We start from the raw sequence: 26,266 nt of genomic DNA on the forward strand, positions 1-26,266 counted from the left end.
ACCGCAGCGGGCGCGTCAGGGAGAGAGGGTGTCGGTCGACCGGGTGAGAAGCCGTTTCAGCGGCACGGAGGCGTCCGCCGCCGCGCCGGCGTCGATGGTCATACCCTTCTCGAGCGCTCGTTTCACGGCCACGTAGTCGGCAGTGCTGCCGACCGCCTCGACGGCGACGAGCAGGCCGTCCCGGAAGCTGAGGACCGAGAACCGTTCTGCCGCAGGGTCGCCGCGGACGACGTGCTCGTCGGCGCCGTGGGGGAGGCCCGCGAGCTGCAGTCGGAGGTCCCCCTGGTCGCTCCAGAACCACGGCACGCTCGCGTATGCCGTCGGCGTGCCCGCGAGCGTCGCCGCGGCCGCGCGCGCCTGGTCGGTCGCGTGCGGCACGCTCTCGAGCCGCGTCGGCCCGCTCACGCCGCGCGCGAAGGGGTTCGGCCCCACGGCGCAGTCGCCGGCCGCGACCGTGACCCCGTCGGACGTGCGCGCCCACGCGTCGACGACGATCCCGCGGGCCTCGACCTCGAGCCCGAGGCGACGGGCGACCTCGGTGCGCGGCACGGCCCCGACCCCGACGACGACGAGGTCGGCCGGCAGCAGGGTGCCGTCGGCCAGCTCGACCGCGGTGGCGCGCACGCCGTCGCCCACCACCCGGGCGACGTTGCCGCCGAGCAGGATCCGGGTGCCCCGACGTGCGTGCGCGGCGTGCACGGCATCCGAGAGGATCGCCGTCACGGCCCGACCGAGCAGGCGCTGGGCCTGTTCGACGACGGTCACCTCCGCGCCGAGCCCCCGCGCGACGGCCGCCACCTCCAGGCCGATGAACCCACCGCCGACGACGACGACCTGCGCCGCGGCCCGTAGCGCGGGAGCGAGCCGGTCGGCGTCGGCCACCGAGCGCAGCGTGTGCACGCCCTCGAGGTCGCCCCCCTCGACAGCCAGCGCCCGGCTCGTCGCCCCGGTCGTCAGGGCGAGCCGTGAGAAGCGGATCGAGCGACCCGCCGCCGTGGTGGCGTGACCGCCGACCGCGTCGCGCTCGACGTCGACCACCGTGTCGTCGGTGAGCAGCTCGATGCCGCGGGCCGCGAACCAGGCGGCGTCGTGGAAGACGAGGGAGTCCCGGTCGTGCTCGCCCCGCAGGTAGGACTTCGAGAGGGGAGGACGCTCGTAGGGCGGCTCGGGCTCCTCGCCGACGAGCACGACCGGGGCGGTGTCGCCGAGGTCGCGCAGCGCGGTGACGAGGGAGATGCCGGCCTGCCCGGCTCCGACGACGAGGGTGCCAGGCTCCGCACGGGTGTCGGGGGCTGCCATGGCTCCCAGCCTAGGGTGGGAGCCATGACGTGGTCGCCCGCCCATCCCGAAACCGTCTTCACGTACGGCGCCCCGCAGCTGAAGTTCGGGCCGGGTGCCGCCGACGAGATCGGTCACGACCTCGCCGCGATGGGCGCCTCCCGCGTGCTCGTCGTCACCGACGCGGGGGTCGCCGCGACCGGGTGGCCCGACCGCGTGGCCGTCGGCATCCGGGCGTCCGGCCTCGAGGCGGTGGTCCAGGCCAGCGCGCACGTCGAACCGACCGACGCCAGCCTGCTCGCCGCGATCGGGCAGGCACGCGACGCCGGCCCGTTCGACGCCTTCGTCGCCGTCGGCGGGGGCTCGTCCATCGACACCGCGAAGGCCGTCGACCTCGTGCTGACCGACGATGGGCAGCTGCTCGACTACGTCAACGCCCCCATCGGTGCGGGGCGCGCGCCCTCGCGACCGCTGGCGCCCCTCGTCGCGGTGCCGACGACGACGGGGACGGGCGCCGAGAGCACGACCATCTGCGTGCTCGACGTGCTCGACCTCAAGGTCAAGACGGGCATCAGCCACGTGCGGCTGCGGCCGGTGCTCGCCGTCGTCGACCCACGCCTGACGCAGAGCCAGCCGGCCGGTGTCACGGCGAGCGCGGGCATGGACATCCTCTGCCACGCGCTGGAGAGCTGGACCGCGCGGCCGTACACGAGCTACGAGCGCAAGCAGCCGGGGGAGCGGGTGCCCTACTGCGGCAGCAACCCCATCTCGGACCTCTGGGCCGAGCGCTCGATGTCGTTGTTGGCCAAGGCGTTCCGGACCGCGGTGCGTGACGGCTCCGACGAGGGGGCGCGGGGTGAGATGGCGCTCGCGGCGACCTTCGCCGGCCTCGGCTTCGGCAACGCGGGCGTCCACGTCCCGCACGCCAACGCCTACCCGATCGCCGGCCGGGTGCGCGACTTCCGCCCGGACGGGTACAGCCCCGACGAGGCGATGGTGCCGCACGGCATGGCCGTGGCCCTGACGGCGCCCGAGGCGTTCCGCTGGACCTTCGAGGCCGACCCCGACCGGCACCTCGCGGCCGCCCGCCTGCTCGACCCGGGGCGCGGGGACCGCTGGGCGTCCGCGCCGCGCGACGTGCTGCCGGGGGTGCTCGTCGACCTCATGCGCGACATCGGGATGCCCAACGGGCTGCAGGCCGTCGGCTACGGCGAGGGCGACGTCGACGACCTCGTCGAGGGTGCCCTCGCGCAGCAGCGGCTGCTGGCGACGAGCCCGCGCGAGGTCGGCGCGGACGACCTCGCCGCGATCATGTCCCGCTCGATGCAGCTCTGGGAATAGGAGTCGACGCCGGGGGAGGTCGTCGGCATACAGTGCCGTCTGTGACGACCGAGCCCACGCACCTGCCCCTGCCCCTGCCGTCCGACTGGCTCGACTGGGTCGGCGCCCGGGGCGAGCAGCAGCTCGCGCTCGCGCGCTCCCTCGTCGAGGGCCTGCGCAGCGCTCCGCCCGCCGAGCCGCTCGAGGTGCTCCGCACGTGGAACGAGGCCCAGGTCGCCCTGTCCAACGCGGCCTCGGTCGGGTCGCTCTTCTCCGAGGTGCACCCGGACAAGGCCGTGCGCGACCGGGCGGAGTCGGTGGCGCAGCAGGTGCAGAAGCTCGACACCGACCTCGGCCTCGACACCGAGCTGTACGCCGTCCTGGCGGGTCTCGACGGCAGCGGGCTCGACGCCGACGCGAGCCGGGTGCTCGAGCGCACGCTGCGCGACTTCCGCCGCTCGGGCGTCGACCGGGACGAGGCCACGCGCGAGCGCCTGCGCGAGCTGGGCGAGCGGGCCATCCTGCTCAGCCAGGAGTTCAGCAAGAACATCCGCGAGGACGTCCGCAGCATCCGGCTGTCACCGGACCGGCTGGACGGGATGCCGCAGGACTGGGTCGACGCGCACCCGGTCGAGGCCGACGGCCTCGTCACGGTGACGACCGACTACCCCGACGTCGTGCCCTTCCGCACCTTCGCCCGTGACGCCGAGGCCCGCCGCGAGCTCGTCACGCAGTTCCTCACGATCGCGTGGCCGGCCAACGACCGGGTGCTCCAGCAGATCTTCGCCGTGCGCCGCGAGCACGCGGGCCTGCTCGGCTACGCCTCGTGGGCCGACTACGACGCCGAGGTCAAGATGATCGGCAACGGCACGGCGATCGGCGAGTTCATCGACCGCATCACCGAGCTGTCGACGGCGAGCGCCGAGCGCGACAAGGCGGTGCTGCTCGCCCGCCTGCAGCAGGACCGTCCCGACGCCACGGACATCGACGGCGCCGACGTGTCCTTCTACGCCGAGCTGGTGCGCAAGGAGCAGCTGGCCGTCGACGCCCAGCGCGTGCGCACCTACTTCCCCTTCGAGGCGGTGCGCCAGGGTCTGCTCGACGTCACCGGCCGCCTCTTCGGCCTCGAGTGGACGCCGGTCGACCGCGCGGACGCGCGCACGTGGCACGAGGAGGTCGCCACGTACGACGTCTCCTACGGCGGGGAGCGCATCGGGCGCATCCACCTCGACCTGCACCCCCGGGACGGCAAGTACAAGCACGCCGCGCAGTTCGACCTCGCGCGCGGCGTGACCGGCACGCAGCTGGCGGAGGGGGTCCTCGTCTGCAACTTCAACCGCGGCCTGATGGAGCACGACGAGGTCGTGACGCTCTTCCACGAGTTCGGCCACCTCGTGCACCACGTGCTCGCCGGCCGCACCGAGTGGGTGCGCTTCTCCGGCGTCGCGACGGAGTGGGACTTCGTCGAGGCCCCGAGCCAGATGCTGGAGGAGTGGGCCTGGGACGCGGACGTGCTCGCGACGTTCGCGCGCAACGAGGCCGGGGAGACGATCCCTGCGGAGCTCGTCGAGGCGATGCGCCGGGCGGACGACTTCGGCAAGGGCTACGACGCACGCACGCAGATGTTCTACGCGGCGCTGTCCTACGACCTGCACGTCCACGAGACCGACGACCTCACCGCGCGGCTGCGCGAGCTCATGGCGCGCTACTCGGTCTTCCCCTACCTCGAGGGCACCCACATGCAGTGCCACTTCGGCCACCTCGACGGCTACAGCTCGGCCTACTACACGTACATGTGGTCGCTCGTCATCGCCAAGGACATGTTCTCGGCGTTCGACCGCAGCGACCTGTTCGACCCCGAGGTCGCCGGCGCCTACCGCGACAAGGTGCTCGCGCAGGGCGGGCGCCGCGACGCGGCCGACCTCGTCGAGGACTTCCTCGGCCGCCCCTACACCTTCGACGCGTATGCGGCCTGGCTGGCCGAGTGACGCCGCCCGAGGTGTCGCGTGAGGTGGGTCCCGAGGTGGCGGTGCGGGTGTCCGCGCTGACGGCCTACCCCGTCAAGTCGATGGCCGGGGTCGACCTCGACGTGGCCGTCGTCGAGGAGCAGGGGCTGCGCGGCGACCGGCGGTGGGCCGTCGTCGACCCCGACGGCGTGAAGGTCACGGCCCGTGAGGAGCACGCGCTGCTCGCCCTCCGCGCCGAGCCGATGGAGGGCGGCGGAGTGCGGCTGCTCGCGCCCGGGTCCGACGCCGTCGACGTCGCGGTGCCGCGGGGCGCGGCGTCCGTCCGCGTCGGTTTCTCGGGCCAGGACCGCGCCCACCCTGCGGGCCCGGATGCGGACGCGTGGCTCTCGGAACGGGTGGGGCGGGCGCTGCGGCTCGTCTGGCAGGGCGACGCGGTGCACCGGCCGATCCGGCCCGACATGGGCGGGCAGGACGGCGAGCGCAACTCGCTGTCGGACGCCGCGCCCCTGCACGTCACCTCGGAGTCGTCGCTGCAGCGCCTGCGGGACTGGATGGTCGAGACGGCGCTGGAGCGCGGCGAGGAACCGGCGGAGCCGCTGCGGCACGACCGGTTCCGGCCCAACGTCGTCATCGAGGGCGCCGAGCCGTTCGCCGAGGACGGCTGGCGGTCGGTGCTCGTCGGCGACGTCCCGTTCCGGGTGACGATGGTGTGCGACCGATGCGTCATGACGACCGTCGACCGCGCCGAGCTGAGCACGGCCAAGGAGCCGATCCGGACGCTCGCGCGCCACCGCCGGTGGGACGGCGCGACGTGGTTCGGCATCCGGCTGACCCCGGTGCTCCCGCTCGCCGCCGACGCCGTGATCCGCGTCGGCGACGCCGTCGTCCCGGGCTGACCCCGGCGCGGTGTCGGCCCCGCTCGCTGCGTCAGTGACCCGGAGAGCGGGTCAGTGACGTAGCGGCCGGCACCCTGTTGGCCGTTCGCGGTGGGTGTTTGCTCGCTACGTCAGTGACCCGGAAAGCGGGTCAGTGACGCAGGCCTTGTGGGATCACGGGATGGGGAGGTCCTTGAGCACGACGGCGCGGCCGGTGCTGCGCTGGGAGAGGTCGGCGAGGGCCTGGCGCACCGTCTTGGAGAAGAGGTGGGCGCCGCGGATCGTCGGGTGGACCCGGTCGGACTGCACCTGGTCGGGATGGGCGCGGATCGCGTCGGCCCAGTCGGCGACGACGACGTTGGGCCGGCCCTTCGCGACGAGCTCGAGGGTCGTGTTGTCGGAGTCGACGCGCGCGAACGGTCCCATGATGTTGACGAGCACGACCATGCGCTGCGGCCCGAGCACGTCGAGCACCTGCTTGACGCGCTCCTCGTCGACGCCGGCGTTCGTGCCGAAGGCCAGCACGACGGCCCGCCGGTTCGCGGCGCCGCGGGCGCTCACCTCGGCGAGCCCGTCCGACCAGCGGCGGTTCGACTTGGCGTCGATGCGGATGCCCGGGAAGTAGTAGCGCAGCGCCTGGAGGCTGCCGACCATGATCGAGTCGCCGTAGGCGTCGATCTCCGGGCCGCTCGGCATCGTGAAGGTCTTGAGGGCGGAGGCCGCACCGGCGCCCGCCGCGCCGGTGGTGCCCGCCGCGCTCGCCGACGGCGACGGGGTCGTGCCGACGGGTCGGCCCGGCGCGGGGTCGGCCGGCTCCTGCGCGGCGGCCTCGTTGGCGGCCAGCATCCGCGCGGTCTCGGTCTGGTCGGGCGCCGTCAGCACGATCACGGTGGTCACGACGGCGAGCCCCACGACGCCGGCCGCGACGACCTGCTTGGTGCGGCGGGTCAGGCCGCGCACCCGCCCGGCGAGGCCGAGGGCGACGCCGCGGAAGCCGCGCTCGCGGAAGGGGGTCTCGACGAAGCGGAACGTCAGGTCGGCGAGGGCCAGCGTCACGAGCACGCACCACAGCCGGGTCAGCAGGTGCGAGGTGGTGCCGGGCGCCGACGGGTTGTCGAGGGCGACGAGCAGGATGACGGGCCAGTGCCAGAGGTAGATCGAGTAGGAGCGCTGCCCGACCCACGTCGCGGCGGGGTGGCGCAGGACGCGCTGGAGGGCGGTCGGCCCGTCGGGCCGGTGCTCGACGAGACCCATGACGAGCACGGCCGAGGCCACCGACGCGAGCACGATGCCGCCGCGGAAGGTGAGGCTCGACTGCTCGTCGAGCCCCACCATGAGCGCGAGCAGGACGACGCCGGAGAGGGGGACGGCATAGGCCCCCCAGCGACCCCACCGCGAGGGGGCGACGCGCAGGGCGAGCGTCGGGTGGGTCCAGGCGAACGCGAGGGCGGCGCCGGCCATCAGCCCCATGAGGTGGGTGTCGGTGCCGTAGTAGACGCGGGTGGCGTCGAGCCCGGGGGAGAAGACGAGGGCCATCAGCAGCGACGACGCGAGGCCGACCGCCACGGCCACCCCGACGCGCACTCGGCTCGACACGGCCAGCAGGGCGAGGGTCGCGAGCGGCCAGAGCAGGTAGAACTGCTCCTCGACGGCGAGCGACCAGAAGTTCATGAACAGCTGCGGCGCCGTCTGGTCGAAGTAGCTCGACCCGGCCGTGATCTCCAGCCAGTTCGTCGAGAACGTCAGGGCGCCGACCATCTGGCGACCGATGGAGACGAGCAGGTCCTCGCTGACGAGGCGCGCGATGAGCACGCTCGAGACGACGCACAGCACGAGGGCCGGCAGCAGCCGCCGGGCCCGCCGGACCCAGAACTGCGACAGCGCGACGCGGCCGGTGCGCTGGTGCTCGCGCACGAGCAGCGTGGTGATGAGGAAGCCCGAGACGACGAAGAAGACGTCGACGCCGAGGAAGCCGCCGGGCAGCCACGAGGCGTTGAGGTGGTAGACGAGCACGCCGGCGATCGCGAGGGCGCGCAGGCCGTCGAGGCCCTCGATGCGCCTCGGCCGGGCGTGCGGGGTCTCGGGAACGGCCTCCGTGGCCGGGTGGGCGGTCTGGCCGGTGCCAGCCGCCCGAGAAATCGCCGACGTCGTCACGTCGCTCCTTCCTGGGGCTGCGGCGAGGTGAGTCACCGCGTGAGCCTGCCGTGAGCATAGTGACGGGAGGTGCCGACACCGTGGCGCCACGCGGCAGGCGGCGGCATACCCTCGACGGGTGGACGACGGGACGACGCGGGTGACGATGTTCGTGCGCGGGACGGTGCAGGGCGTGGGCTTCCGGTGGTGGACGCGCGCCCGGGCCCTCGAGCTGGGCCTCGTCGGGCACGCCCGCAACACGGCCGACGGGCGCGTCGAGGTCGTCGCGCAGGGGCCCGCCGAGGCGGTCGAGCGCCTCGAGGCCCTCCTGCGTGAGCGCCCGAGCACGACCCGCCGGCCCGGGCACGTCGAGTCGGTCGTCGTGCAGCCCGGCGTTCCGAAGGACGGGATCGCCGGTTTCGTCGAGCGGTGAGCCGCCTAGGGTGGGCGCGTGAGCGACGTGCCCGAGGTCCCCGCCGAGCTGGCTCGGCTGCGCAGCAGCATCGACAACATCGACGCCGCGCTGGTGCACCTGCTCGCCGAGCGCTTCAAGTGCACGCAGCAGGTCGGCCGGCTCAAGGCGGAGCAGCGGCTGCCCGCCGCCGACCCGGCCCGCGAGGAGCGTCAGATCGGACGGCTGCGGGCGCTCGCCGACGAGGCCGGTCTCGACCCGGTCTTCGCCGAGGCGTTCCTGGGCTTCATCATCGCCGAGGTCATCCACCACCACGAGCGCATCGCGAACGGCGACGACGCCTGAGCCGGCCCGTGGCCGCCGACGCGGCGTGACGGTGCCGGGCGCTCAGTAGAGCGTGGCCTCCTGCCGGGCTCCGAGGGCGGCGTCGTAGGCCGCCGCCTCCGCGTCGGAGCCGAACCCGCCCGCCTCGCGGGTCAGTTGGCCTGCCGTCGGCAGCGTGGCCGGGTCGACGCGGGCCTCGGGGTCCCACAGGTGGCTGCGCCGGATCGCCCGGGCGCACTGGAAGTAGCACCGCTCGACCGTCACGACGAGCACCGACGCCGGCAGCCGGCCCGCGACCGCGTGGTGGGCGAGCTCGTCGGGATCGGTGGAGACGACGGCCGTGCCGCGCACGCGCAGCTCCTCCCCGAGCCCGGGCACGAGGAAGAGCAGGCCGACGCGCGGGTCGGCCACGACGTTGCGCAGGGTGTCGAGCCGGTTGTTGCCGCGCCGGTCGGGGATGACGAGGGTGCGCTCGTCGCGCAGGACGACGAAGCCGGGCCGGTCGCCGCGCGGTGACTGGTCGAGACCACCCTCACCGACGGTGGAGACCACGACGAAGGGCGACGCCGCGATGATCCGCGCCTGCCCGGGCGTGATCGTCCGCGACTCCTTGGCGACCGAGTTCGCGACGGGCTCGGTGGGGTAGGCGGCGTGCAGCTGCTCGAGCGTGGTGACGGCATACGGGCCGGGCGCAGTGGCCCGGTCGTGCGTCGCGTCGACGTCCATCGGTCCACCGTATGCCCGCCGGGTGCCCGTCGGATGCCCCCGGATGCCGTCGCGGAGCAGCACCGGGAGGGCGTCGGGTCCCCGGCCCGTGACCGTGCGGCTAGTACGCTGACCGGGATCGTTCGCCGGCAGGACACAAAGGACCCCACGTTCGTGTACGTCAAGAGTCTGACCCTGAAGGGCTTCAAGTCCTTCGCCTCGGCGACCCACATGCGCCTCGAGCCCGGCATCACGTGCATCGTGGGACCCAACGGGTCCGGCAAGAGCAACGTCGTCGACGCACTCGCCTGGGTGATGGGCGAGCAGGGCGCCAAGTCGCTGCGCGGCGGCAAGATGGAGGACGTCATCTTCGCCGGCACCGCGGGCCGCGCGCCCCTCGGGCGGGCCGAGGTCGCGCTGACCATCGACAACACCGACGGCGCCCTGCCGATCGACTACACCGAGGTGACGATCGCCCGCACGATGTTCCGCAACGGCGGCTCGGAGTACTCGATCAACGGCACCCCGTGCCGGCTGCTCGACGTGCAGGAGCTGCTGAGCGACAGCGGCATCGGTCGCGAGATGCACGTCATCGTCGGCCAGGGCCAGCTCGACACGGTGCTGCGGGCCACGCCCGAGGAGCGCCGCGGCTTCATCGAGGAGGCCGCCGGTGTGCTCAAGCACCGCAAGCGCAAGGAACGGGCGCTGCGCAAGCTGGAGTCGATGGAGGCCAACCTCACCCGCGTGCACGACCTCACCGGCGAGATCCGGCGCCAGCTCGGCCCGCTCGGTCGCCAGGCCGAGACGGCCCGACGGGCCGCCGTCATCCAGACCGACGCCCGTGACGCGCGGCTGCGCCTGCTGGCCGACGACCTCGTGCAGCTGACCTCGACCCTCGAGCAGGAGGTCGCCGACGAGTCGGCCCTCATCGAGCGCCGCGCCGAGGTCGAGGAGGCCATCGCGCAGCTCGGCGGGCGCCTGTCCTCGCTCGAGGGCGCCGCCGAGGCCGCCCGCCCGGCGCTGACCCGGGCCCAGGACGAGTACGTCGCGCTCGGCCGGCTCGTCGAGCGGATGGCGTCGACGCGCTCGCTCGCCGCCGAGCGGGTGCGCCTGCTGAGCGAGGCCGACGAGCCCGACACCGGCGCGCAGGGCCGCGACCCGCAGCAGCTGCGCGAGCAGGCGGCGGAGGTCCGCGAGCAGGAGGCCTACCTGCTCGAGGAGATCGCCGAGGCCAAGGCGGCCCTCGAGGAGGCCGTGCTCGCTCGCACCGACGCCGAGCGCAGCCACGCCGACGAGACCGCCCGACTGGCCCGTGAGGCCCGCGCGGCCGCGGACCGGCGCGAGGGGCTCGCCAAGCTCGGCGGCCAGGTCGGGGCCAGGGCCTCGCGCATCGAGGCCCGCGAGGCCGAGATCGGCCGCCTGCGCGGCACCGTCGAGCAGGCCCTCGCCCGTGCGGCCGAGGCCGAGCGCGAGTTCTCGCGGCTCGAGTCGGGCGTGGCGGAGGACGAGGAGGGCGAGGAGGGCCTCGACACCGCCTACGAGGAGGCCGCCGAACGGCTCGAGGCCGCCGAGGCCGAGCTCGCCCGCTGGAAGGACGCGGAGGCCGCCGCCGAGCGTGCCCGCACGACCGCCGCCGCCCGGGTCGAGGCGCTCGGGCTCAGCCTGAGCCGCAAGGACGGTGCGGCTGCCCTGCTCGCTGCCGCCGACGACGCCCACGAGGTGCTCGGCTCGGTGGCGTCGCTCGTGACCGTCGAGGCCGGGCTCGAGAACGCCGTCGCGGCCGCCCTCGGCTCTGCCGCCGAGGCGCTCGCGGTCGGCTCGCTCGACGCCGCAGCCGCAGCCCTCGACACGCTGCGCGACACGGATGCCGGTCGCGCGAGCCTGCTGGTGGCCGAGTCGGCCACCGCCGTCGACCACGCCACGTGGCCCGCGCTCCCGCAGGGCGCCCGGTGGGCGCGCACCGTCGTCGAGTGCCCGGCCTCGGTGCGCCCGGCCGTCGACCAGGTGCTCGAGCGCGTGGCGCTCGTCGAGGACGCCGACCTCGCCCGCCGCGTCGTGCGCGACCTGCCCGGCGTCACGGCGGTCACGGGCGCGGGCGACGTCTTCGCCCCCGGCGTCGTGCGCGGCGGCAGCAACGCGGCGCCGAGCCTGCTCGAGCTGCAGGCCGCCCTCGACGACGCGCAGGACGCGATGGCCCGTGCCGTGCGCGAGGGCGAGGAGGCCCGCTTCCGCGTGGCCGGCGCCGAGGCGGCCCGGGCCGAGCTGGCCGACGCCGTCGACGCCGCCCTCGAACGGCTCAACGAGAGCGACGCCCGGATGGCGGCCATCGCCGAGAACCTCGGCTCCCTGGGGCAGACCCTGCGCGCGGCCCGTGCCGAGGTCGAGCGCACGGAGAAGGCCATCGCCGACGCGACGAGCGCTCTCGAGGCCGACCAGAACGAGCACGAGGCGCTGCTCGAGCGGCTCGAGGCCGCGAGCGGCGAGGGCGACTTCGCCGACGACCCCTCGACCGAGGAGCGCGACCGGCTCGAGGCCGTCGCCCGCGAGGCGCGCGCGTCCGAGACCGACCTGCGGCTCGGCCTGCGCACCCGGGAGGAACGGGCCCGTGCGCTCAAGGACCGCGCCGACGCGCTCGAGCGCGGCGCGCGCCACGAGGAGGAGGCCCGCGAGCGCCTCGCCGAGAAGCAGGCCCGGCGCCGGCGCGAGGCCGCTGTCGCCGAGGCCGTGCGCACGGGCGCCGCGTGGGCGCACGAGCTGCTCGTCGAGTCGGCCGAGCAGGCCGGCCGGGCCCGCGCCGCGGGAGAGGCCGAGCGCACCGAGCGCGACGCCGAGCTCGCCGTCGTGCGCCGCGACATCTCGGTGCTGCAGGCCGAGCTGCGCGAGCTGACCGACACCGTGCACCGCGACGAGGTGGCCCGCACGCAGCAGCGGCTGCGCATCGAGCAGCTGCAGACCAAGGCCGTCGAGGAGCTCGGCATCGCGCCCGAGTCGCTCGTCGAGGAGTTCGGCCCGCACAAGCCCGTGCCGGTCGTGCCCGACCCGGACGCCGACCCGGACGCACCGACGCCCGAGCCGGTGGCCTTCGTGCGCGAGGCCCAGGAGAAGCGGCTGCGCCAGGCCGAGCGCAAGCTGAACGCCCTCGGGCGGATCAACCCGCTCGCGCTCGAGGAGTTCTCGGCCCTCGAGGAGCGGCACAAGTTCCTCACCGAGCAGCTCGAGGACCTCAAGAACTCCAAGCGCGACCTGCTCGACATCGTCAAGGAGGTCGACGAGCGCGTCGAACGCGTCTTCGCCGAGGCCTTCGAGGACACCGCGGTGCAGTTCGAGCGCGTCTTCCAGCGGCTCTTCCCGGGCGGCGAGGGACGGCTCGTGCTCACCGACCCGTCGAACATGCTGACGACGGGCCTCGAGGTCGAGGCGCGCCCGCCGGGCAAGAAGATCAAGCGGCTCTCGCTGCTCTCGGGCGGCGAGCGCTCGCTCGTCGCGGTCGCCCTGCTCGTCTCGATCTTCGAGGCGCGGCCCTCGCCGTTCTACATCATGGACGAGGTCGAGGCCGCTCTCGACGACGCCAACCTCGGGCGCCTCATCACGCTCTTCGAGGAGCTGCGCGACAGCTCGCAGCTCATCGTCATCACGCACCAGAAGAAGACGATGGAGATCGCCGACGCGCTCTACGGCGTCAGCATGCGCGGCGACGGCGTGACGACGGTCGTGAGCCAGCGGTTGCGCGACGTCACCGACCGGCCGGCCTGAGTCGATCGCACCCGCCCGAGACGCGCCCGGGACACGCCGGGGACACGCCGGGGACGCGCCGCGCCGGGGTATTTGCCTGCCCGGCGCACCATGCGTCACTCTGATCACATGGTCGTGCTGGTCATCCTGATGCTCGTCGTCACCGTGCTCGCCGTGGCGGTCGTCGGTGTCGTCGCGGTGCCCGCGCACCGGCGCGGCCGCGACGTGCTCACCGCCAAGGGCGAGGGCGTCGCCCGCGCCGCGCGCCAGCGCGTCGGCACCCTCGGTCGCACCCGCGCCCGCACGCACTAGCGCGCGCACCGGCGCGCTCCGGCGCCTCGCCGGCCGCGCGGGGGGCGTCCCCGGCCGTGGTTGGATGGTCGCCGTGGACACTGTCTGGACCTACGTCATCCTCGGCGCCGTCATCCTCGTCGGCCTCGTCGCCTACGGCGCCAACCTCGTGCGGGGCCGCGGCCGCACCGACGAACGCATCGCCCCTCCGGCCCGGGCCGGCCTTCCGGCCGAGGACCTGGACCGGCACCCGCCGACCGAGGCCGCCGACACCCTCGAACCCGGCACGGCCGCACCGGCGCCCGCCGCGCCGGCGGAGGTCGAGACCGCGGGCGGCACCAGCCCGGCTGAGCCCGTCGCGCCGGCGCCCGAGCCCTCGGTCGAGCGCCCCGAGTCGGCCCGGGGCCGACTCGCCCGGCTGCGCGCCCGCCTCGCCCGCTCCAACTCCTCGATCGGCCAGGGCCTGCTCGCGCTCCTCTCGCGGGGCAAGCTCGACGAGGAGGCCTGGGAGGAGGTCGAGGACACCCTCATCTCCTCCGACCTCGGGGTCGAGGCCACGACCGAGCTCGTCGACGCCCTGCGCACCCGCGTCAAGGTGGACGGCACGACCGACGAGGCCACGGTCCGCAGCTGGCTCCGCGAGGACCTGCTGACCCTCGTCCGCCCCGACATGGACCGGCGCATCGCGAGCAGCCGGGTCGGCGACCGCCCGGCCGTCATCCTCGTCGTCGGCGTCAACGGCACCGGCAAGACGACGACCGTCGGCAAGCTCGCGCGCGTCCTCGTCGCCGAGGACCGCGAGGTGCTGCTCGGCGCCGCCGACACCTTCCGCGCGGCCGCCGCCGACCAGCTCGAGACGTGGGGCGCCCGCGTCGGCGTGCCGACCGTGCGTTCCGACAAGGACGGCGCCGACCCGGCCGCCGTCGCCTTCGACGCCGTCAAGGCCGGCATCGAGGAGGAGGTCGACGTCGTCATCATCGACACGGCCGGGCGCCTGCACAACAAGGTCGGCCTCATGGACGAGCTCGGCAAGGTCAAGCGCGTCATCGAGAAGCAGAGCGAGATCGACGAGGTGCTCCTCGTGCTCGACGCGACGACCGGCCAGAACGGGCTGCAGCAGGCCAAGGTCTTCTCGGAGGCCGTCAACGTCACCGGCATCGTGCTGACCAAGCTCGACGGCACCGCCAAGGGCGGCATCGTCGTCGCCGTCCAGCGCCAGCTCGGCGTCCCGGTCAAGCTCGTCGGGCTCGGCGAGGGACCCGACGACCTCGCTCCCTTCGACCCCGAGGCCTTCGTCGACGCCATCGTCATGTGACCCGCCCCCCCGCTCGGGGGCGCCACGAGAGCACGGATGCCGCCGGCATCCGTGCTCTCGGCCGTTCAGCGGGTGGGCGCGGCGTCCCACGATCCGGACAGCCGCCGTGCGCGAAACCATCCGCTAACACCGCCGGGGTCTTGTTGACACGGCTGTAACACACGGAGCCGTCAGGTGAAACGGCGCGTGCCCAGACTCCTGCGCATGACACCAGCACTGATGCCCTTCGCGGCAGAACCACCAGTGATCAACGAGGCCGCGACCGCATTCATGCTCATCGCCTCCTCGATGGTCCTCCTGATGACGCCCGGGCTCGCCCTCTTCTACGGTGGCATGACCCGGAGCAAGTCCGTCCTCAACATGATGATGATGAGCTTCGGCGCCATGGCCGTCGTCGGCATCGTCTACGTGCTGTGGGGCTACTCGATGTCGTTCGGCAACCTCCAGGACGGGGGGAGCGACATCGCCGGCATCTTCGCCAACCCGTTCCACCTGTTCGGGCTCAGCCAGCTCGCCGGTGAGGACGGCGCCCGGCTCATCGACCCGTTCGGCGTCGGCGTCTTCATCCCGGAGTACATCTACGCCGGCTTCCAGCTGACCTTCGCGGTCATCACCGTCGCACTCATCAGCGGCGCCATCGCCGACCGCGTCAAGTTCGGCACCTGGATCACCTTCGCCGTCATCTGGGTGACGATCGTCTACTTCCCGATCGCCCACATGGTGTGGGGCGGCGGCCTGCTCTCGGGCGCCGAGGGCGGCCTCTCGGCCAAGCTCTTCGGCGTCACCGACGGCGTCGCGAGCGTGCTGCCCATCGACTTCGCCGGTGGCACGGTCGTGCACATCAACGCCGGTGCGGCCGGCCTCGCCCTCGCCCTCGTCGTCGGCAAGCGCCTCGGCTTCGGCAAGGTCGCGATGCGGCCGCACAACCTCCCGCTCGTCATGATCGGCGCCGGCCTGCTGTGGTTCGGCTGGTTCGGCTTCAACGCCGGCTCCGAGCTCGCGGCCGACGGCCTCGCCTCGGCGGTGTGGCTCAACACGACCGTCGCGACGTGCGCCGCCGCCATCGGGTGGCTCGTCGTCGAGAAGATCCGCGACGGCCACGCCACCTCGCTCGGCGCCGCCTCGGGCGTCGTCGCCGGCCTCGTCGCCATCACCCCGGCCTGCGGCGCCCTCTCGCCCGTCGGCTCGATCATCCTCGGCGTCGTCGCCGGTGGCCTCTCGGCCCTGGCCGTCGGGCTCAAGTACAAGCTGGGCTACGACGACTCGCTCGACGTCGTCGGCGTCCACCTCGTCGCCGGCCTCTGGGGCACCGTCGGCGCCGGCCTGCTCGCCACCTCGACCGGCCTGTTCTACGGCGGCGGCTGGCAGCAGACGGTCCTGCAGGTGCTCGTCGCGGCCATCTCGCTCGTGCTCTCCTTCGTGCTCACCTACGCCATCGCCCTGGGCCTCAAGGCCACGCTCGGCTGGAGGATCACCGAGGACGAGGAGTCCGAGGGCATCGACCAGGCCGTCCACGCGGAGTCCGGGTACGAGATCGGCGGGTTCGCCGCCTCTGGTGGCCGCACCACGTCCCGTCCCGCCGTCCAGGCCAGCAAGGTCGAAGGAGCCAACGCATGAAGCTCATCACCGCCATCATCAAGCCCCACCAGCTCGACGAGGTGAAGGAGGCCCTCGAGGCCTTCGGGGTGGCCGGCATGACCATCAGCGAGGCGAGCGGCTACGGCCGCCAGCGCGGACACAGCGAGGTCTACCGCGGCGCCGAGTACACCGTCGACTTCGTGCCGAAGGTGCGCCTCGAGGTCCTCGTCGACGACGCCGACTCCTCGGACGTGCTCGAGGTCATCCTCAAGGCCGCCCAGACCGGTCGCATCGGCGACGGCAAGATCTGGGCCGTGCCGGTCGACGAGGTCGTGCGGGTGCGCACCGGCGAGCGGGGCGTCGACGCCCTCTGAGCGTCGACGGACCACTCGCAGCACCGAAGAACCACCACACGCAACTCCAAGGGGACGGCGAGAACCTGACATGACGGATGTGACCACCCGACGTCTGGACCTCGCCGGCACCCGCACCTTCGCGACGCCCGGCGCCGGCCAGACCCGGCGCCGGGCGCTCGCGGAGTTCGGCTTCGGCTGGCTCCAGGAGCTCTGGCGCGACGCGTGCGCGGGCCGGCGGCACGAGGGCGTGGCGCTCGCCGCGGTCGGCTCGCTCGCCCGCGGCGACGGCGGCCCGCTCAGCGACTACGACCTCGTGCTCGTGCACCACCCGAGGGGTCTCTCGGGCAAGGAGGTCGGGGCGTTCGCCGACAAGCTCTGGTATCCGATCTGGGACGCCGGGGTGCGCCTCGACCACAGTGTGCGCACCGTCGCCGAGTGCCGGGCCGTCGCCTCCGACGACCTCTCCGCCGCCGTCGGCCTGCTCGACCTCACGCACGTGGCGGGCGACGCGGACGTCGTCAACGCGGCGCGCTCGACCGTCTCGCACGACTGGCGGGCCAACGCCCGCACCCGGCTCGGCGAGATGCACGAGTCGGTGCTCCAGCGCCACGCCCGCCAGGGCGACCTGGCCCACCTCATCGAGCCGGACCTCAAGGAGGCCCACGGCGGCCTGCGCGACATGTCCGTGCTGCGGGCGCTCACGGCGGCGTGGCTCACGGACCGACCCCACGGCGAGGTCGACGACGCCTACGAGCGCCTGCTCGACGTGCGCGACGCGATCCACGTCGTCACCGGCCGCGGGCGCGACCGCCTGACCCGCGACGACCAGGACGCGTGCGCGGCCCTGCTCGGCTACGGCGACGCGGACGACCTGCTCACCGACCTCTCGACCTCGGCCCGCACGATCGCGTATGCCGTCGACGGCACCCTGCGACGCGCCATGCAGTCCCAGCGGGCCCGCACCCTGCGCGTCGGCCCGCGCCGGCCGCAGCTCGCCCCGCTCGGATACGGCCTCTACCGGCACGACGGGGAGGCGGTGCTCGGCCCGTCGGCGGACCTGTCGACCGACCCCGTCATCCCGCTGCGCGCGGCGGTCGTCGCCGCCCGCGGCAGCATCCCGCTGTCGCCGACGACCCTGAAGAACCTCGCCGCGCAGGCACCCCCGCTGCCCGAGCCGTGGCCCGAGGTCGCCCGCAACCTCTTCGCCGACCTGCTCGCCTCCGGGCCCGGCCTCATCACCGTCTGGGAGGGACTCGACCTCGCCGGCGTGGTCGAGTCGTGGATCCCCGAGTGGAAGGCCGTGCGCAGCCGGCCCCAGCGCAACGCCGTGCACCGCCACACGGTCGACCGCCACCTCATCGAGACGGTCGTCGCGGCGAGCGGCATGGTGCGCGACGTCGCGCGGCCCGACCTGCTCATGCTCGCCGCCGTCCTGCACGACATCGGCAAGGTGGCCGGCTCGCACGACCACGCGGCGTCCGGCGCCGACATCGCCGAGACCGTGCTCGAGCGGATGGGCGTCGCCGAGGCGGACCGCCGCATCGTCGTGCGCCTCGTCCGCGGGCACCTCACCCTCGTCGACCTCGCCACGCGGCGCGACCCGGAGGACCCGGCGACGATCGTCGCCCTCTCGGACGCCGTGGACGGCTCGGTCACCACCCTCGACCTGCTGCGCGCCCTCACCGAGGCGGACGCGTCGGCGGCCGGCCCCAAGGCCTGGAGCGACTGGCGGGCCGGGCTCGTCGACCGGCTCCACCGGGCCTGCCGGTCGGCGCTCGTCGCCCACGCCCAAGGAGAGGGCCCGCTCGTCGTGGAACCCATCGAGACCCTGTCGCTGTCCGACGACGCGCTCGACCGCATCGCGTCGGGGGAGCCCTACGTCACCGTCATCTCGCTCGGCGGAGCCCACCGCATCGACATCATCGACCGCGACCGTGCCGGCCTCTTCGCCGACACGGCCGGGCTGCTCGCCGCGCACGGCTTCGTCGTGCGCTCGGCGATCGTGCGCACGGTCGACGGCCTGGCCGTCAACGAGTGGTGGGTCGACTCGCCCGGCAGCGAGACCCCGCTGCCGGCGACGATCGCCCGCGACCTGACCCGGGTCGCGAGCGGCGACCGCGCACCGCTGGGCAAGCTCCAGCGGCGCCGCTCGGGCGCCGTGCGCAGCGCGGTGACCGGCTCGCCGGACTCGACCCGCGCCATGGTGCTGAGCAGCGCGTCCGACACCGCGACCGTCATCGAGGTGCGCGCGACCGACCGTCCGGGGCTGCTGCAGGACATCGGCATCACCCTCGCGCGCGCGTCGCTCTCGGTGCGTTCGGCCCACATCGCCACGTATGCCGGCCAGACCCTCGACACCTTCTACGTCACCGAGTTCGGCGGCGGCCAGCTCGCGCCCGCCCGCGCCGCCCAGGCCGTCGCGATGATCATCGACACCTGCGACGCGCCCTGAGGGACCCCGCTCGTCCCGCGGTGCCACCCCTCCTGCCGTTCGATGTGTTCCACGGTCACGGGGGACCGCGGAACACATCGAATCGCCGGCGGGTCAGTCGATGAGGTCGGCGTCGCGCAGGTGGGTGAGCACGAGGCGGTCGACGGCCGAGACCCGGTGCCCGTCCTCGGACGTCAGCCAGGTGATCTCGTCGATCTCGCGCGACGGCACGAGCTCGCCCTCGTAAGTCGCGGTGTAGCAGGTGAGGCGGACGACGAGGCCGTCGGTGCGGGCGTCGGCCAGGGCCTCGAAGGTGCCGACGTGACTCGCCGTGGCGCCGTCCACCACGACGGCGAGCTCCTCGGCGAGCTCGCGCACGAGCGTCTCGACGTCGCTCTCGCCGGGCTCGCGCTTGCCCCCGGGCAGGTAGAACCGGTCCCGCCCGGCGTTGCGGGCCCCGAGCAGGCGCCGGTCCTCGAGGTGGATCCAGGCGATCTTGTCGATGAACGGTGGGGCGCCTGAGGCGCGGTCGCGACGGTCACTCACCTGCGCGACCCTACGCGCCGGCACACCGGCGGCGACGGCGTGTCGGCCACCGAATCGGAACCGGGCGCGGGAACGGATAGCCTTGCCCGGTGTTTGCATCCCTGTCTGACCGGCTGACCGCGACGTTCAAGAACCTCCGCGGCAAGGGCCGGCTCTCGGAGTCCGACGTCAACGCGACGATCCGCGACATCCGCCTCGCCCTGCTCGACGCCGACGTCGCCCTGCCCGTCGTCAAGCGGTTCACCGCGTCGGTGCGCGAGCGCGCGCTCGGCGCCGAGGTCAGCCAGGCCCTCAACCCCGCCCAGCAGGTCGTCAAGATCGTGCAGGAGGAGCTCGTCGCGATCCTCGGCGGGCAGACCCGGACGATCCGCTTCGCCAAGCAGCCGCCGACGGTCATCATGCTCGCGGGCCTGCAGGGCTCGGGCAAGACGACGTTCGCCGGCAAGCTCGGCAAGTGGCTCAAGGACCAGGGCCACACCCCGCTCCTCGTGGCGGCCGACCTCCAGCGCCCGAACGCCGTGACGCAGCTCGAGGTCGTCGGCGAGCGGGCCGGCATCCCCGTCTTCGCGCCCGAGCGCGGCAACATGGGCGGCCACGACGCCGTCCTCGACTCCGGCGAGGGCACCCGCTCGTTCGGCGACCCCGTCACCGTGTCGCGGATGGGCATCGAGCAGGCCCGCGCCAAGCAGTACGACGTCGTCATCGTCGACACCGCCGGCCGCCTCGCGGTCGACGCGAACCTCATGCAGCAGGCCGGCGACATCCGGGCCGCGATCGCGCCCGACGAGGTGCTGTTCGTCCTCGACGCCATGATCGGCCAGGCCGCCGTCGAGACGGCACAGGCCTTCCACGAGGGCGTCGCCTTCACCGGCGTCGTGCTCTCGAAGCTCGACGGCGACGCCCGCGGTGGCGCGGCGCTCTCGGTCGCCGAGCTGACCGGCGAGCCGATCATGTTCGCCTCGACCGGTGAGAAGGTCACCGACTTCGAGGTGTTCCACCCCGACCGCATGGCGAGCCGCATCCTCGACATGGGCGACGTCCTCACGCTCATCGAGCAGGCCGAGAAGGCCTTCGACAAGCGCGAGGCCGACGAGATGGCCCGCAAGTTCCTCGCCGAGGAGGACTTCACCTTCGAGGACTTCCTCTCGCAGATGAACGCCATCAAGAAGATGGGCTCGCTCAAGTCGATGCTCAAGATGATGCCGGGCATGCAGGGGATGCGCGACCAGCTCGACGCCTTCGACGACCGCGAGTTCGACCGCGTCGAGGCCATGGTCCGCTCGATGACGCCCTTCGAGCGCACCCACCCCAAGCAGATCAACGGCTCGCGCCGCTCGCGCATCGCCAAGGGCTCCGGCGTCACGGTGACCGAGGTCAACCAGCTGCTCGAGCGCTTCGGCCAGGCGCAGAAGATGATGAAGTCGATGGCGCGCGGTGGTGGCGGTGGCCTGCCCGGCATGCCGGGCATCCCCGGCACCGGCAAGCGCGGCAAGGCGCAGCAGCCGCAGCGCAGGAAGAGCAAGAGCGGCAACCCGGCCAAGCGTGCCGCCGAGGAGCGCGCGGCCGCCGAGAAGGCCGCGTCCGGGCGCGCCGCGGGTGCCGGGGCCTTCGGGGCACCGGGTGCCGGTGCGGCGGGGGAGTCCGACCCGATGGCCGACTTCGACCCGTCGAACCTGCCCAAGGGCTTCGAGAAGTTCCTCGGCGGGGGTCGCTGACCCGACCGGGAGCCCGGTTCCGGCGTCGGGCAGGATGTCCCGGCGACGGAGGGATCCGACAGCGCCCGGGCGGCGTCGGAGGCGGGTCCTGACGACGGTCAGCACCCGTTGCATCCCGAGGAGACGCGTACCCGCATGCCCATGACCCGCAAGTCCGCCGCCGTGACGGTCGGTGCCGTCGCCCTCGCCTCGGTCGGCGTCTACGCCGCCGTGCAGGACGACGACCACGACTACGCCGGCGTCTGCGTCGAGGAGACGACGCAGAAGCGCGTCGCCGACGACCAGTGTGACGACCACCGGACCGGTGGCTTCCACGGCGGGCACGGCTGGTACTTCGTGGCCCGCGGCGTGGCCGCCCCCGCGGTCGGCAGTCCCGTGTCGGGCGGGTCGTTCACGGCGCCGCCGCGCTCGCAGTCCTGGGGCACCGGCTTCAAGGCCGACGGCGGCGTCGTCACGCGCGGCGGCTTCTCCGGACACGGATTCTCGGTCGGGGGCTGAGCCGGGTGGACCGCGTCGCGAGCCCGCCCCGCGACGGGTGGCTGCGCACCGTCGAGGAGCAGGGGCTGACGTATGCCGTCGACCGCGCCGCCGACGGCACCGCCGTGCCGTACTGGGACGAGTCCGCGTGCTACGAGCTGACCGAGGCCGACGTCGAGGTGCTCGAGCGGGCGACCGGCGACCTGCACCGGATGACGGTCGCCGCCGTGCACCGGATGGCGCACGACCCGACGATCATCGCCCGGCACGGGCTGCCCGACGGCGCCGGCGCCTGGCTCGCCGCCTCCCTCGGCGACCCGGACGCGACCTCGGTCTACGGACGCTTCGACCTCGCGTGGGACGGCGACGGCCCGCCGAAGCTGCTCGAGTACAACGCGGACACCCCGGCCGGGCTCGTCGAGGCGGCCGTGACCCAGTGGTTCTGGCTCGAGGACCTCCACCCGGACTCGGACCAGTGGAACCTGCTCCACGAGCGCCTCGTCGAGGGGTGGCGCCGGATGCGCGCCCGCACCGGCGTCGACGTCGTGCACTTCGCCGTCGGGCAGCACGAGCCGACGGAGGACTGGGCCACCGTCGCCTACCTGCGCGACACCGCCCAGGAAGCCGGTCTCGTCGCCCTCGGCATCACGATGGAGGACGTCGGCTGGCACCACGGGCAGCGCCGCTTCGTCGACGTGCGCGGCGAGCCGATCACGCACTGCTTCAAGATGTACCCCACCGAGTGGATGCTCGACTCGCCCTTCGGCGGCTACCTGCTGGGCGGGGCCTCGAGCACGCAGTGGATCGAGCCGCCGTGGAAGCTCCTCGCCGGGTCCAAGGCGCTGCTGCCGGTGCTCTGGGAGATGTTCCCCGACCACCCCAACCTGCTGCCCGCCCACTTCGACCACCCGCACGGCCTGACGGCATACGCCTCCAAGCCCCTCTTCGGCTGGGAGGGCGACGGCGTCGACGTCATCGGGCCGGACGGGCAGGAGCGGTCGCCGCGGCTGCGCACGCAGGGCCAGCAACGCGTCTTCCAGCAGTACGCGCCGCTGTCCGACCTCGACGGCAACCGGCCCGTCTTCGGCACGTGGGTCGTCGACGGCAAGCCCGCCGGGCTCGGCGTCCGCGAGTCGACGAACCTCGTGACGAACACCGGCGCGCGCTTCGTGCCGCACCGGATGCTGACCCCCCGCTCGGCGCCCGACCAGGTGGCCGCCTGGGTGGCCGAGCCCTGACCCCCGGGCGTCGCCCCACCCACCCCGACCCCCGTTCCCGTTCCACCGCACCGATGGAGAACCCATGGACCTGCTCTCGCACCTCGTCGCCGCGCTTGTCTACGCCGTCGTCGGCGTCGGCGTGCTCGGCCTCGGCTACGTCGCGCTCGACGCCCTGACGCCCGGGCACCTTGGCACGCACATCTGGACCCACCGGTCGGTCAACGCGGCGGTCGTGCTGGCCTCGGGGATGCTCGGCCTCGGGCTCGTCGTCTTCGCCGCCATCTGGTTCAACGGATCGGCCTCGCTCGGCCTCGCCCTGGGCTGGACGCTGGCCTTCGGCCTGCTCGGCGTCGGGCTGTAGGCCGCGGCCTTCCGGCTGCTCGACCTCGTGACCCCGGGCGACCTGGCGCACCTCGTGACGGAGCGCGAGTTCCACCCGGCGAGCGTCGTCGCGGCGGCCGTGCAGCTGGCCGTCTCGCTCGTCGTCGTGGCCGCGATCGCCTGAGCCTCCTACGCTCGTCCCGTGACCACCGACGGGCGCTCGCGGCTGCGGCTGCCGGACGGCCGCCGCCTCGACGTCTGGCAGGGCGGCGACCGGTCAGGCAGACCGGTCCTCTTCCTCCACGGCACGCCCGGCGGGCGGTTGCAGGCGGCGCTCGGTGACGGGCCGGCCCGGCGGGCGGGCGTGCGGCTGCTCGCCTTCTCGCGTCCCGGCTACGGCGGGTCGTCCGACGCCCGCACGTCGCTCGCCTCGGTGGCCGACGACGCCGCCGCGGTCACCGACCTGCTCGGGGTGGACCGCTTCGCGGTGCTCGGGGTCTCGGGCGGCGGACCCTTCGCCCTCGGGGTGGCCGCGCGCCGGCCCGACCGGGTGACGCGGGTCGGCGTCGTCGCTGGGCCGGGGCCGCTGCTCGCCGAGGAGCTCGTCGCCGACCTCACCGTGTCCGACGGCCTGGCCGACGGCCCGGCCGAAGACCCGAGCGAAGACCCGGCGGTGCGGGCCGCGCTGGCGGGCGACCACGACGCGGCCGTGGCCCTGCGGGACGCCGCGGCGGTGACCGGGCCGCATGCCGGGCCCCGGGCACCCGTCGTCGGCGGCTTCGTCTCGCCCGAGATCCTCGAGCCGTGGGCCGGGAGCGGGCGACCCGGCATACCTCCGTATCGCGGAGCCTCGCGCGACTGGCTCACCCTGACGGTCGGGTGGGACGTCGACCTCGCGGACGTGAGGGCGCCGGTCACGCTCTGGTACGGCGACCGCGACCACGTCGTGCCGCCGGCGCACGGACGCTGGCTGCACGAGCACCTGCCGACGTCCCGCCTCGTGGTGCGCGCGGGTGAGGGCCACCTCGCGACCCTGCTGACGCACTGGGGCGAGGTGCTCACCGAGCTGGCGCCCGTCGGCGGCTAGGGTCGGCGCATGAGTGCACCGGTGCTCCATGTCCGCGGTCGCGTGCTCGTCGGGCCGGAGGAGGTCGTCGACGAGCTCTGGGTCGTCGGGGGCCGCATCTGCTTCAGCCCGCCCGGCGCGGGCGCCGACGTGCAGACGCTCGAGGGCTGGGTGCTGCCGGGCCTCGTCGACGCGCACTGCCACGTCGGGCTCGGACCGCACGGCGAGGTGCCGCGCGCCGAGGCCGAGCAGCAGGCGCTCACCGACCGCGACCGCGGCACCCTGCTCATCCGCGACGCCGGCCAGCCCGGCGACACGCGCTGGGTCGACGAGCGGGACGACCTGCCGAAGATCATCCGCGCGGGACGGCACATCGCGCGCACGCGTCGCTACATCCGCAACTTCGCCCACGAGGTGGAGGAGGACGAGCTCGTGCGGCACGTGCGGCTCGAGGCCCACCACGGCGACGGCTGGGTCAAGCTCGTCGGCGACTGGATCGACCGCGACGTCGGCGACCTCGCGCCGAGCTGGTCGCGCGACGCGGTGGCCGCGGCGGTCGCCGCCGCGCACGAGGAGGGCGTGCGCGTCACGGCGCACTGCTTCGGCGAGGAGTCGCTGCGCGACCTCGCGGCGGCGGGCATCGACTGCATCGAGCACGCGACCGGGCTGCGCGAGGACTCCATCGACACCTTCGCCGCCCGGGGCATCGCCATCGTGCCGACGCTCGTCAACATCGCGCAGTTCCCCGACCTCGCGGCCCCGGCCGCGGAGAAGTTCCCCGCCTACCACCGCCACATGCTCGACCTGCACGAGCGCCGCTACGCCACGGTGGGCGCCGCGCACGAGGCCGGTGTGCCGATCTACGTCGGCACCGACGCCGGCGGGAGCCTCCCGCACGGCCTCGTGGCGCAGGAGATGGTCGAGCTGACGAAGGCCGGGCTGAGCAACCTCGAGGTCGTCGACGCCGCGACGTGGGGCGCCCGCGCCTGGCTCGGCCGCCCGGGTCTCGCCGAGGGCGAGGACGCCGACCTCGTCGTCTACGCCGCCGACCCCCGCGACGACGTGACGGTCGTGGGGCAGCCGCAGGCCGTCGTGCTGCGAGGCCGCGTTGTCGGCTGAGGGCGGGGGCGGCGCGGCCGGCGGGGCCGGCGTCGGCGGCGGCGCCGCGGCGTTCACGGCCCAGGGCGAGCGGGTGCGCGTGCGGCCGCCGACCGAGGCCGACATCCCCGCGTATGCCGCTGCCGTGACCCTCTCGGAGCGGCGGCTCTCCGCCTTCGCCATGCCCGACCCCAACAACCTGCCGGTCGTCATCCGCAGCCAGTCGCCCACCTACCGCACCTTCATGGTCCACGCGCTCGACCCGGAGGGCAGCCACGGTCTCGTCGGTCGCGTCAACGTCGCCAACGTCGTGGGCGGCGCGTTCCGCAGCGCCACGATCGGCTACGACGCCTACGACCCGTATGCCGGCCGCGGCCTCTTCGCCGAGGGGCTGGCCCTCACGCTCGACCTCGTCTTCGACGACGCGCCGCTCGGGATGGGCCTGCACCGCGTCGAGGCCAACATCCAGCCGGCCAACCACCGCTCGGCCGGTCTCGTGCGCTCGCTCGGCTTCGTGCACGAGGGGTTCTCGCGCGCCTTCCTCCACCTGCCCGGGCCCGACGGCCGGCGTGACTGGCGTGACCACGAGCGGTTCACGATGCTCGCCACCGACTGGCCGGCCGTGCCGTACCGCACGCAGGGACACCGGCGGATCGCCTGCGTCGTCACGGGTGCCGCCGCCCCGAGGGGACCCGACGAGTACGGCGGCCGCGCCGGCACGAGCCTCGCCGCCGCGGTGGCCGCCGAGCTGGGGCTGCCGCTCTTCTCGTCCGCGACCGTCGAGCAGCCGGCCGTCCTCTTCGAGCTGCTCCGCGCGTCCTGCGTCGGGGGAGTGGTCGAGTGCCGTGCCGGCGGCCCCGAGCTGCGCATGGGCCTCGCCCGGGCCGGCTTCGACCCCTCGGCCGTGCCGGTGCTGGGCGCCGCCCTCGACGTGCCGAAGCAGGAGGTCGTGCGGCACGCGCTCGCCGTACGGGCGGCCTTCGCCTGACTCGGCGTGGTCGGAGCACCCCTGCTGGTCTGGCAGAATGGAGGGCTGTACCCGTCCGGCCTTCTCTCGGCTGGACCGGACGCCTACACACCGAGCGTCGGCACCCCGGCTGAACCCA

General features: G+C 74.0%; 22 protein-coding genes. 18 read left to right on the plus strand and 4 right to left on the minus strand.

The features are described from left to right. Window positions 1-15: 15 nt before the first annotated feature. Entirely contained in the window at window positions 16-1,299 is a 1,284-nt protein-coding gene (locus tag ABD979_RS08580) for an NAD(P)/FAD-dependent oxidoreductase (protein ID WP_345507046.1), read from the minus strand. Window positions 1,300-1,323: 24 nt separating this feature from the next. On the opposite strand from ABD979_RS08580, the gene ABD979_RS08585 reads away from it, so the two are divergent. From ABD979_RS08585 to ABD979_RS08595, 3 genes are read left to right on the plus strand one after another with little or no spacing between them, the layout of a single operon-like run. Beyond that, the gene (locus ABD979_RS08585; protein WP_345507047.1) at window positions 1,324-2,619 is read left to right on the plus strand and encodes a hydroxyacid-oxoacid transhydrogenase; all 1,296 of its coding nucleotides are present in this window, start codon (window positions 1,324-1,326) and stop codon (window positions 2,617-2,619) included. 41 nt (window positions 2,620-2,660) lie between these two features. Then, on the plus strand, window positions 2,661-4,586 hold the full coding sequence (locus ABD979_RS08590) for a M3 family metallopeptidase (RefSeq protein WP_345507048.1): 1,926 nt from the start codon (window positions 2,661-2,663) through the stop codon (window positions 4,584-4,586). Then, window positions 4,583-5,461 carry an MOSC domain-containing protein gene (locus ABD979_RS08595; RefSeq protein ID WP_345507049.1) on the plus strand — a complete coding sequence of 293 codons (879 nt, stop codon included), beginning with the start codon at window positions 4,583-4,585 and terminating at the stop codon, window positions 5,459-5,461. Before ABD979_RS08590 ends, ABD979_RS08595 begins: the two co-directional genes overlap by 4 nt. Window positions 5,462-5,614: 153 nt before the next feature. Here the strand turns inward: ABD979_RS08595 and ABD979_RS08600 are convergent, their stop codons facing one another. Beyond that, on the minus strand, window positions 5,615-7,594 hold the full coding sequence (locus ABD979_RS08600; RefSeq protein ID WP_345507050.1) for an acyltransferase family protein: 1,980 nt from the start codon (window positions 7,592-7,594) through the stop codon (window positions 5,615-5,617). A gap of 118 nt (window positions 7,595-7,712) precedes the next feature. On the opposite strand from ABD979_RS08600, the gene ABD979_RS08605 reads away from it, so the two are divergent. Further along, on the plus strand, window positions 7,713-8,006 hold the full coding sequence (locus ABD979_RS08605; RefSeq protein ID WP_345507051.1) for an acylphosphatase: 294 nt from the start codon (window positions 7,713-7,715) through the stop codon (window positions 8,004-8,006). 18 nt (window positions 8,007-8,024) lie between these two features. Then, window positions 8,025-8,330, plus strand: a complete 306-nt coding sequence (locus ABD979_RS08610; protein WP_345507052.1) for a chorismate mutase — start codon at window positions 8,025-8,027, stop codon at window positions 8,328-8,330. A 42-nt stretch (window positions 8,331-8,372) separates the two neighbouring features. On the opposite strand, the gene ABD979_RS08615 is transcribed toward ABD979_RS08610, so the two are convergent. Then, a complete protein-coding gene (locus ABD979_RS08615) occupies window positions 8,373-9,035 on the minus strand; it encodes an MSMEG_1061 family FMN-dependent PPOX-type flavoprotein (RefSeq protein WP_345507053.1) in 663 nt (220 codons plus the stop codon). A 153-nt stretch (window positions 9,036-9,188) separates the two neighbouring features. On the opposite strand from ABD979_RS08615, the gene smc reads away from it, so the two are divergent. The 6 genes from smc (at window position 9,189) to ABD979_RS08645 (ending at window position 18,738) form a co-directional block, all read left to right on the plus strand. Then, complete coding sequence (gene smc, locus ABD979_RS08620) at window positions 9,189-12,767, plus strand: chromosome segregation protein SMC (RefSeq protein ID WP_345507054.1); 3,579 nt, start codon at window positions 9,189-9,191, stop codon at window positions 12,765-12,767. 108 nt (window positions 12,768-12,875) lie between these two features. Then, a complete protein-coding gene (locus ABD979_RS08625; protein WP_345507055.1) occupies window positions 12,876-13,058 on the plus strand; it encodes a hypothetical protein in 183 nt (60 codons plus the stop codon). 64 nt (window positions 13,059-13,122) lie between these two features. Next, on the plus strand, window positions 13,123-14,352 hold the full coding sequence (gene ftsY / locus ABD979_RS08630; protein ID WP_345507056.1) for a signal recognition particle-docking protein FtsY: 1,230 nt from the start codon (window positions 13,123-13,125) through the stop codon (window positions 14,350-14,352). A gap of 204 nt (window positions 14,353-14,556) precedes the next feature. Then, the gene (locus ABD979_RS08635; RefSeq protein ID WP_345507057.1) at window positions 14,557-15,969 is read left to right on the plus strand and encodes an ammonium transporter; all 1,413 of its coding nucleotides are present in this window, start codon (window positions 14,557-14,559) and stop codon (window positions 15,967-15,969) included. After that, window positions 15,966-16,304 carry a P-II family nitrogen regulator gene (locus tag ABD979_RS08640; protein WP_345507058.1) on the plus strand — a complete coding sequence of 113 codons (339 nt, stop codon included), beginning with the start codon at window positions 15,966-15,968 and terminating at the stop codon, window positions 16,302-16,304. Before ABD979_RS08635 ends, ABD979_RS08640 begins: the two co-directional genes overlap by 4 nt. A gap of 70 nt (window positions 16,305-16,374) precedes the next feature. Further along, window positions 16,375-18,738, plus strand: a complete 2,364-nt coding sequence (locus ABD979_RS08645) for a [protein-PII] uridylyltransferase (protein WP_345507059.1) — start codon at window positions 16,375-16,377, stop codon at window positions 18,736-18,738. A gap of 93 nt (window positions 18,739-18,831) precedes the next feature. On the opposite strand, the gene ABD979_RS08650 is transcribed toward ABD979_RS08645, so the two are convergent. Further along, window positions 18,832-19,263: an NUDIX hydrolase gene (locus tag ABD979_RS08650; protein WP_345507060.1), complete on the minus strand. Its 432-nt coding sequence runs from the start codon at window positions 19,261-19,263 to the stop codon at window positions 18,832-18,834. An 89-nt stretch (window positions 19,264-19,352) separates the two neighbouring features. Here ABD979_RS08650 and ffh point away from each other — a divergent pair, with 89 nt between their 5' ends. From ffh to ABD979_RS08690, 7 genes are all read left to right on the plus strand, one after another. Beyond that, complete coding sequence (gene ffh, locus ABD979_RS08655) at window positions 19,353-20,978, plus strand: signal recognition particle protein (RefSeq protein ID WP_345507061.1); 1,626 nt, start codon at window positions 19,353-19,355, stop codon at window positions 20,976-20,978. Between the two features lie 141 nt (window positions 20,979-21,119). Then, window positions 21,120-21,476, plus strand: coding sequence for a hypothetical protein (locus ABD979_RS08660; protein ID WP_345507062.1), 357 nt, complete (start codon window positions 21,120-21,122; stop codon window positions 21,474-21,476). A gap of 5 nt (window positions 21,477-21,481) precedes the next feature. Continuing rightward, window positions 21,482-22,693, plus strand: coding sequence for a glutathionylspermidine synthase family protein (locus tag ABD979_RS08665; protein ID WP_345507063.1), 1,212 nt, complete (start codon window positions 21,482-21,484; stop codon window positions 22,691-22,693). Window positions 22,694-22,757: 64 nt separating this feature from the next. Further along, window positions 22,758-23,036 carry a DUF350 domain-containing protein gene (locus ABD979_RS08670; protein ID WP_345507064.1) on the plus strand — a complete coding sequence of 93 codons (279 nt, stop codon included), beginning with the start codon at window positions 22,758-22,760 and terminating at the stop codon, window positions 23,034-23,036. Between the two features lie 162 nt (window positions 23,037-23,198). Beyond that, entirely contained in the window at window positions 23,199-24,083 is an 885-nt protein-coding gene (locus ABD979_RS08680; protein ID WP_345507065.1) for an alpha/beta fold hydrolase, read from the plus strand. Between the two features lie 9 nt (window positions 24,084-24,092). Then, complete coding sequence (locus ABD979_RS08685) at window positions 24,093-25,181, plus strand: amidohydrolase family protein (protein WP_345507066.1); 1,089 nt, start codon at window positions 24,093-24,095, stop codon at window positions 25,179-25,181. Beyond that, window positions 25,171-26,148, plus strand: a complete 978-nt coding sequence (locus ABD979_RS08690) for a GNAT family N-acetyltransferase (RefSeq protein ID WP_345507067.1) — start codon at window positions 25,171-25,173, stop codon at window positions 26,146-26,148. The genes ABD979_RS08685 and ABD979_RS08690 overlap by 11 nt, the downstream gene beginning before the upstream one ends. The last annotated feature ends 118 nt before the right edge of the window (window positions 26,149-26,266 follow it).

The sequence above is a fragment of the Terrabacter aeriphilus genome, from assembly GCF_039542985.1.
Classification (GTDB): Bacteria; Actinomycetota; Actinomycetes; order Actinomycetales; family Dermatophilaceae; genus Terrabacter; species Terrabacter aeriphilus.

Coding starts and splice junctions, on each gene's coding strand:
- ABD979_RS08635 (WP_345507057.1), top strand. CDS start 14,557: ATGACACCAGCACTGATGCCCTTCGCGGCAGAACCACCAGTGATCAAC.
- ABD979_RS08615 (WP_345507053.1), bottom strand. CDS start 9,035: ATGGACGTCGACGCGACGCACGACCGGGCCACTGCGCCCGGCCCGTAT.
- ABD979_RS08660 (WP_345507062.1), top strand. CDS start 21,120: ATGACCCGCAAGTCCGCCGCCGTGACGGTCGGTGCCGTCGCCCTCGCC.
- ABD979_RS08580 (WP_345507046.1), bottom strand. CDS start 1,299: ATGGCAGCCCCCGACACCCGTGCGGAGCCTGGCACCCTCGTCGTCGGA.
- ABD979_RS08640 (WP_345507058.1), top strand. CDS start 15,966: ATGAAGCTCATCACCGCCATCATCAAGCCCCACCAGCTCGACGAGGTG.
- ABD979_RS08670 (WP_345507064.1), top strand. CDS start 22,758: ATGGACCTGCTCTCGCACCTCGTCGCCGCGCTTGTCTACGCCGTCGTC.
- ABD979_RS08645 (WP_345507059.1), top strand. CDS start 16,375: ATGACGGATGTGACCACCCGACGTCTGGACCTCGCCGGCACCCGCACC.
- ABD979_RS08625 (WP_345507055.1), top strand. CDS start 12,876: ATGGTCGTGCTGGTCATCCTGATGCTCGTCGTCACCGTGCTCGCCGTG.
- ftsY (WP_345507056.1), top strand. CDS start 13,123: ATGGTCGCCGTGGACACTGTCTGGACCTACGTCATCCTCGGCGCCGTC.
- ABD979_RS08685 (WP_345507066.1), top strand. CDS start 24,093: ATGAGTGCACCGGTGCTCCATGTCCGCGGTCGCGTGCTCGTCGGGCCG.
- ABD979_RS08585 (WP_345507047.1), top strand. CDS start 1,324: ATGACGTGGTCGCCCGCCCATCCCGAAACCGTCTTCACGTACGGCGCC.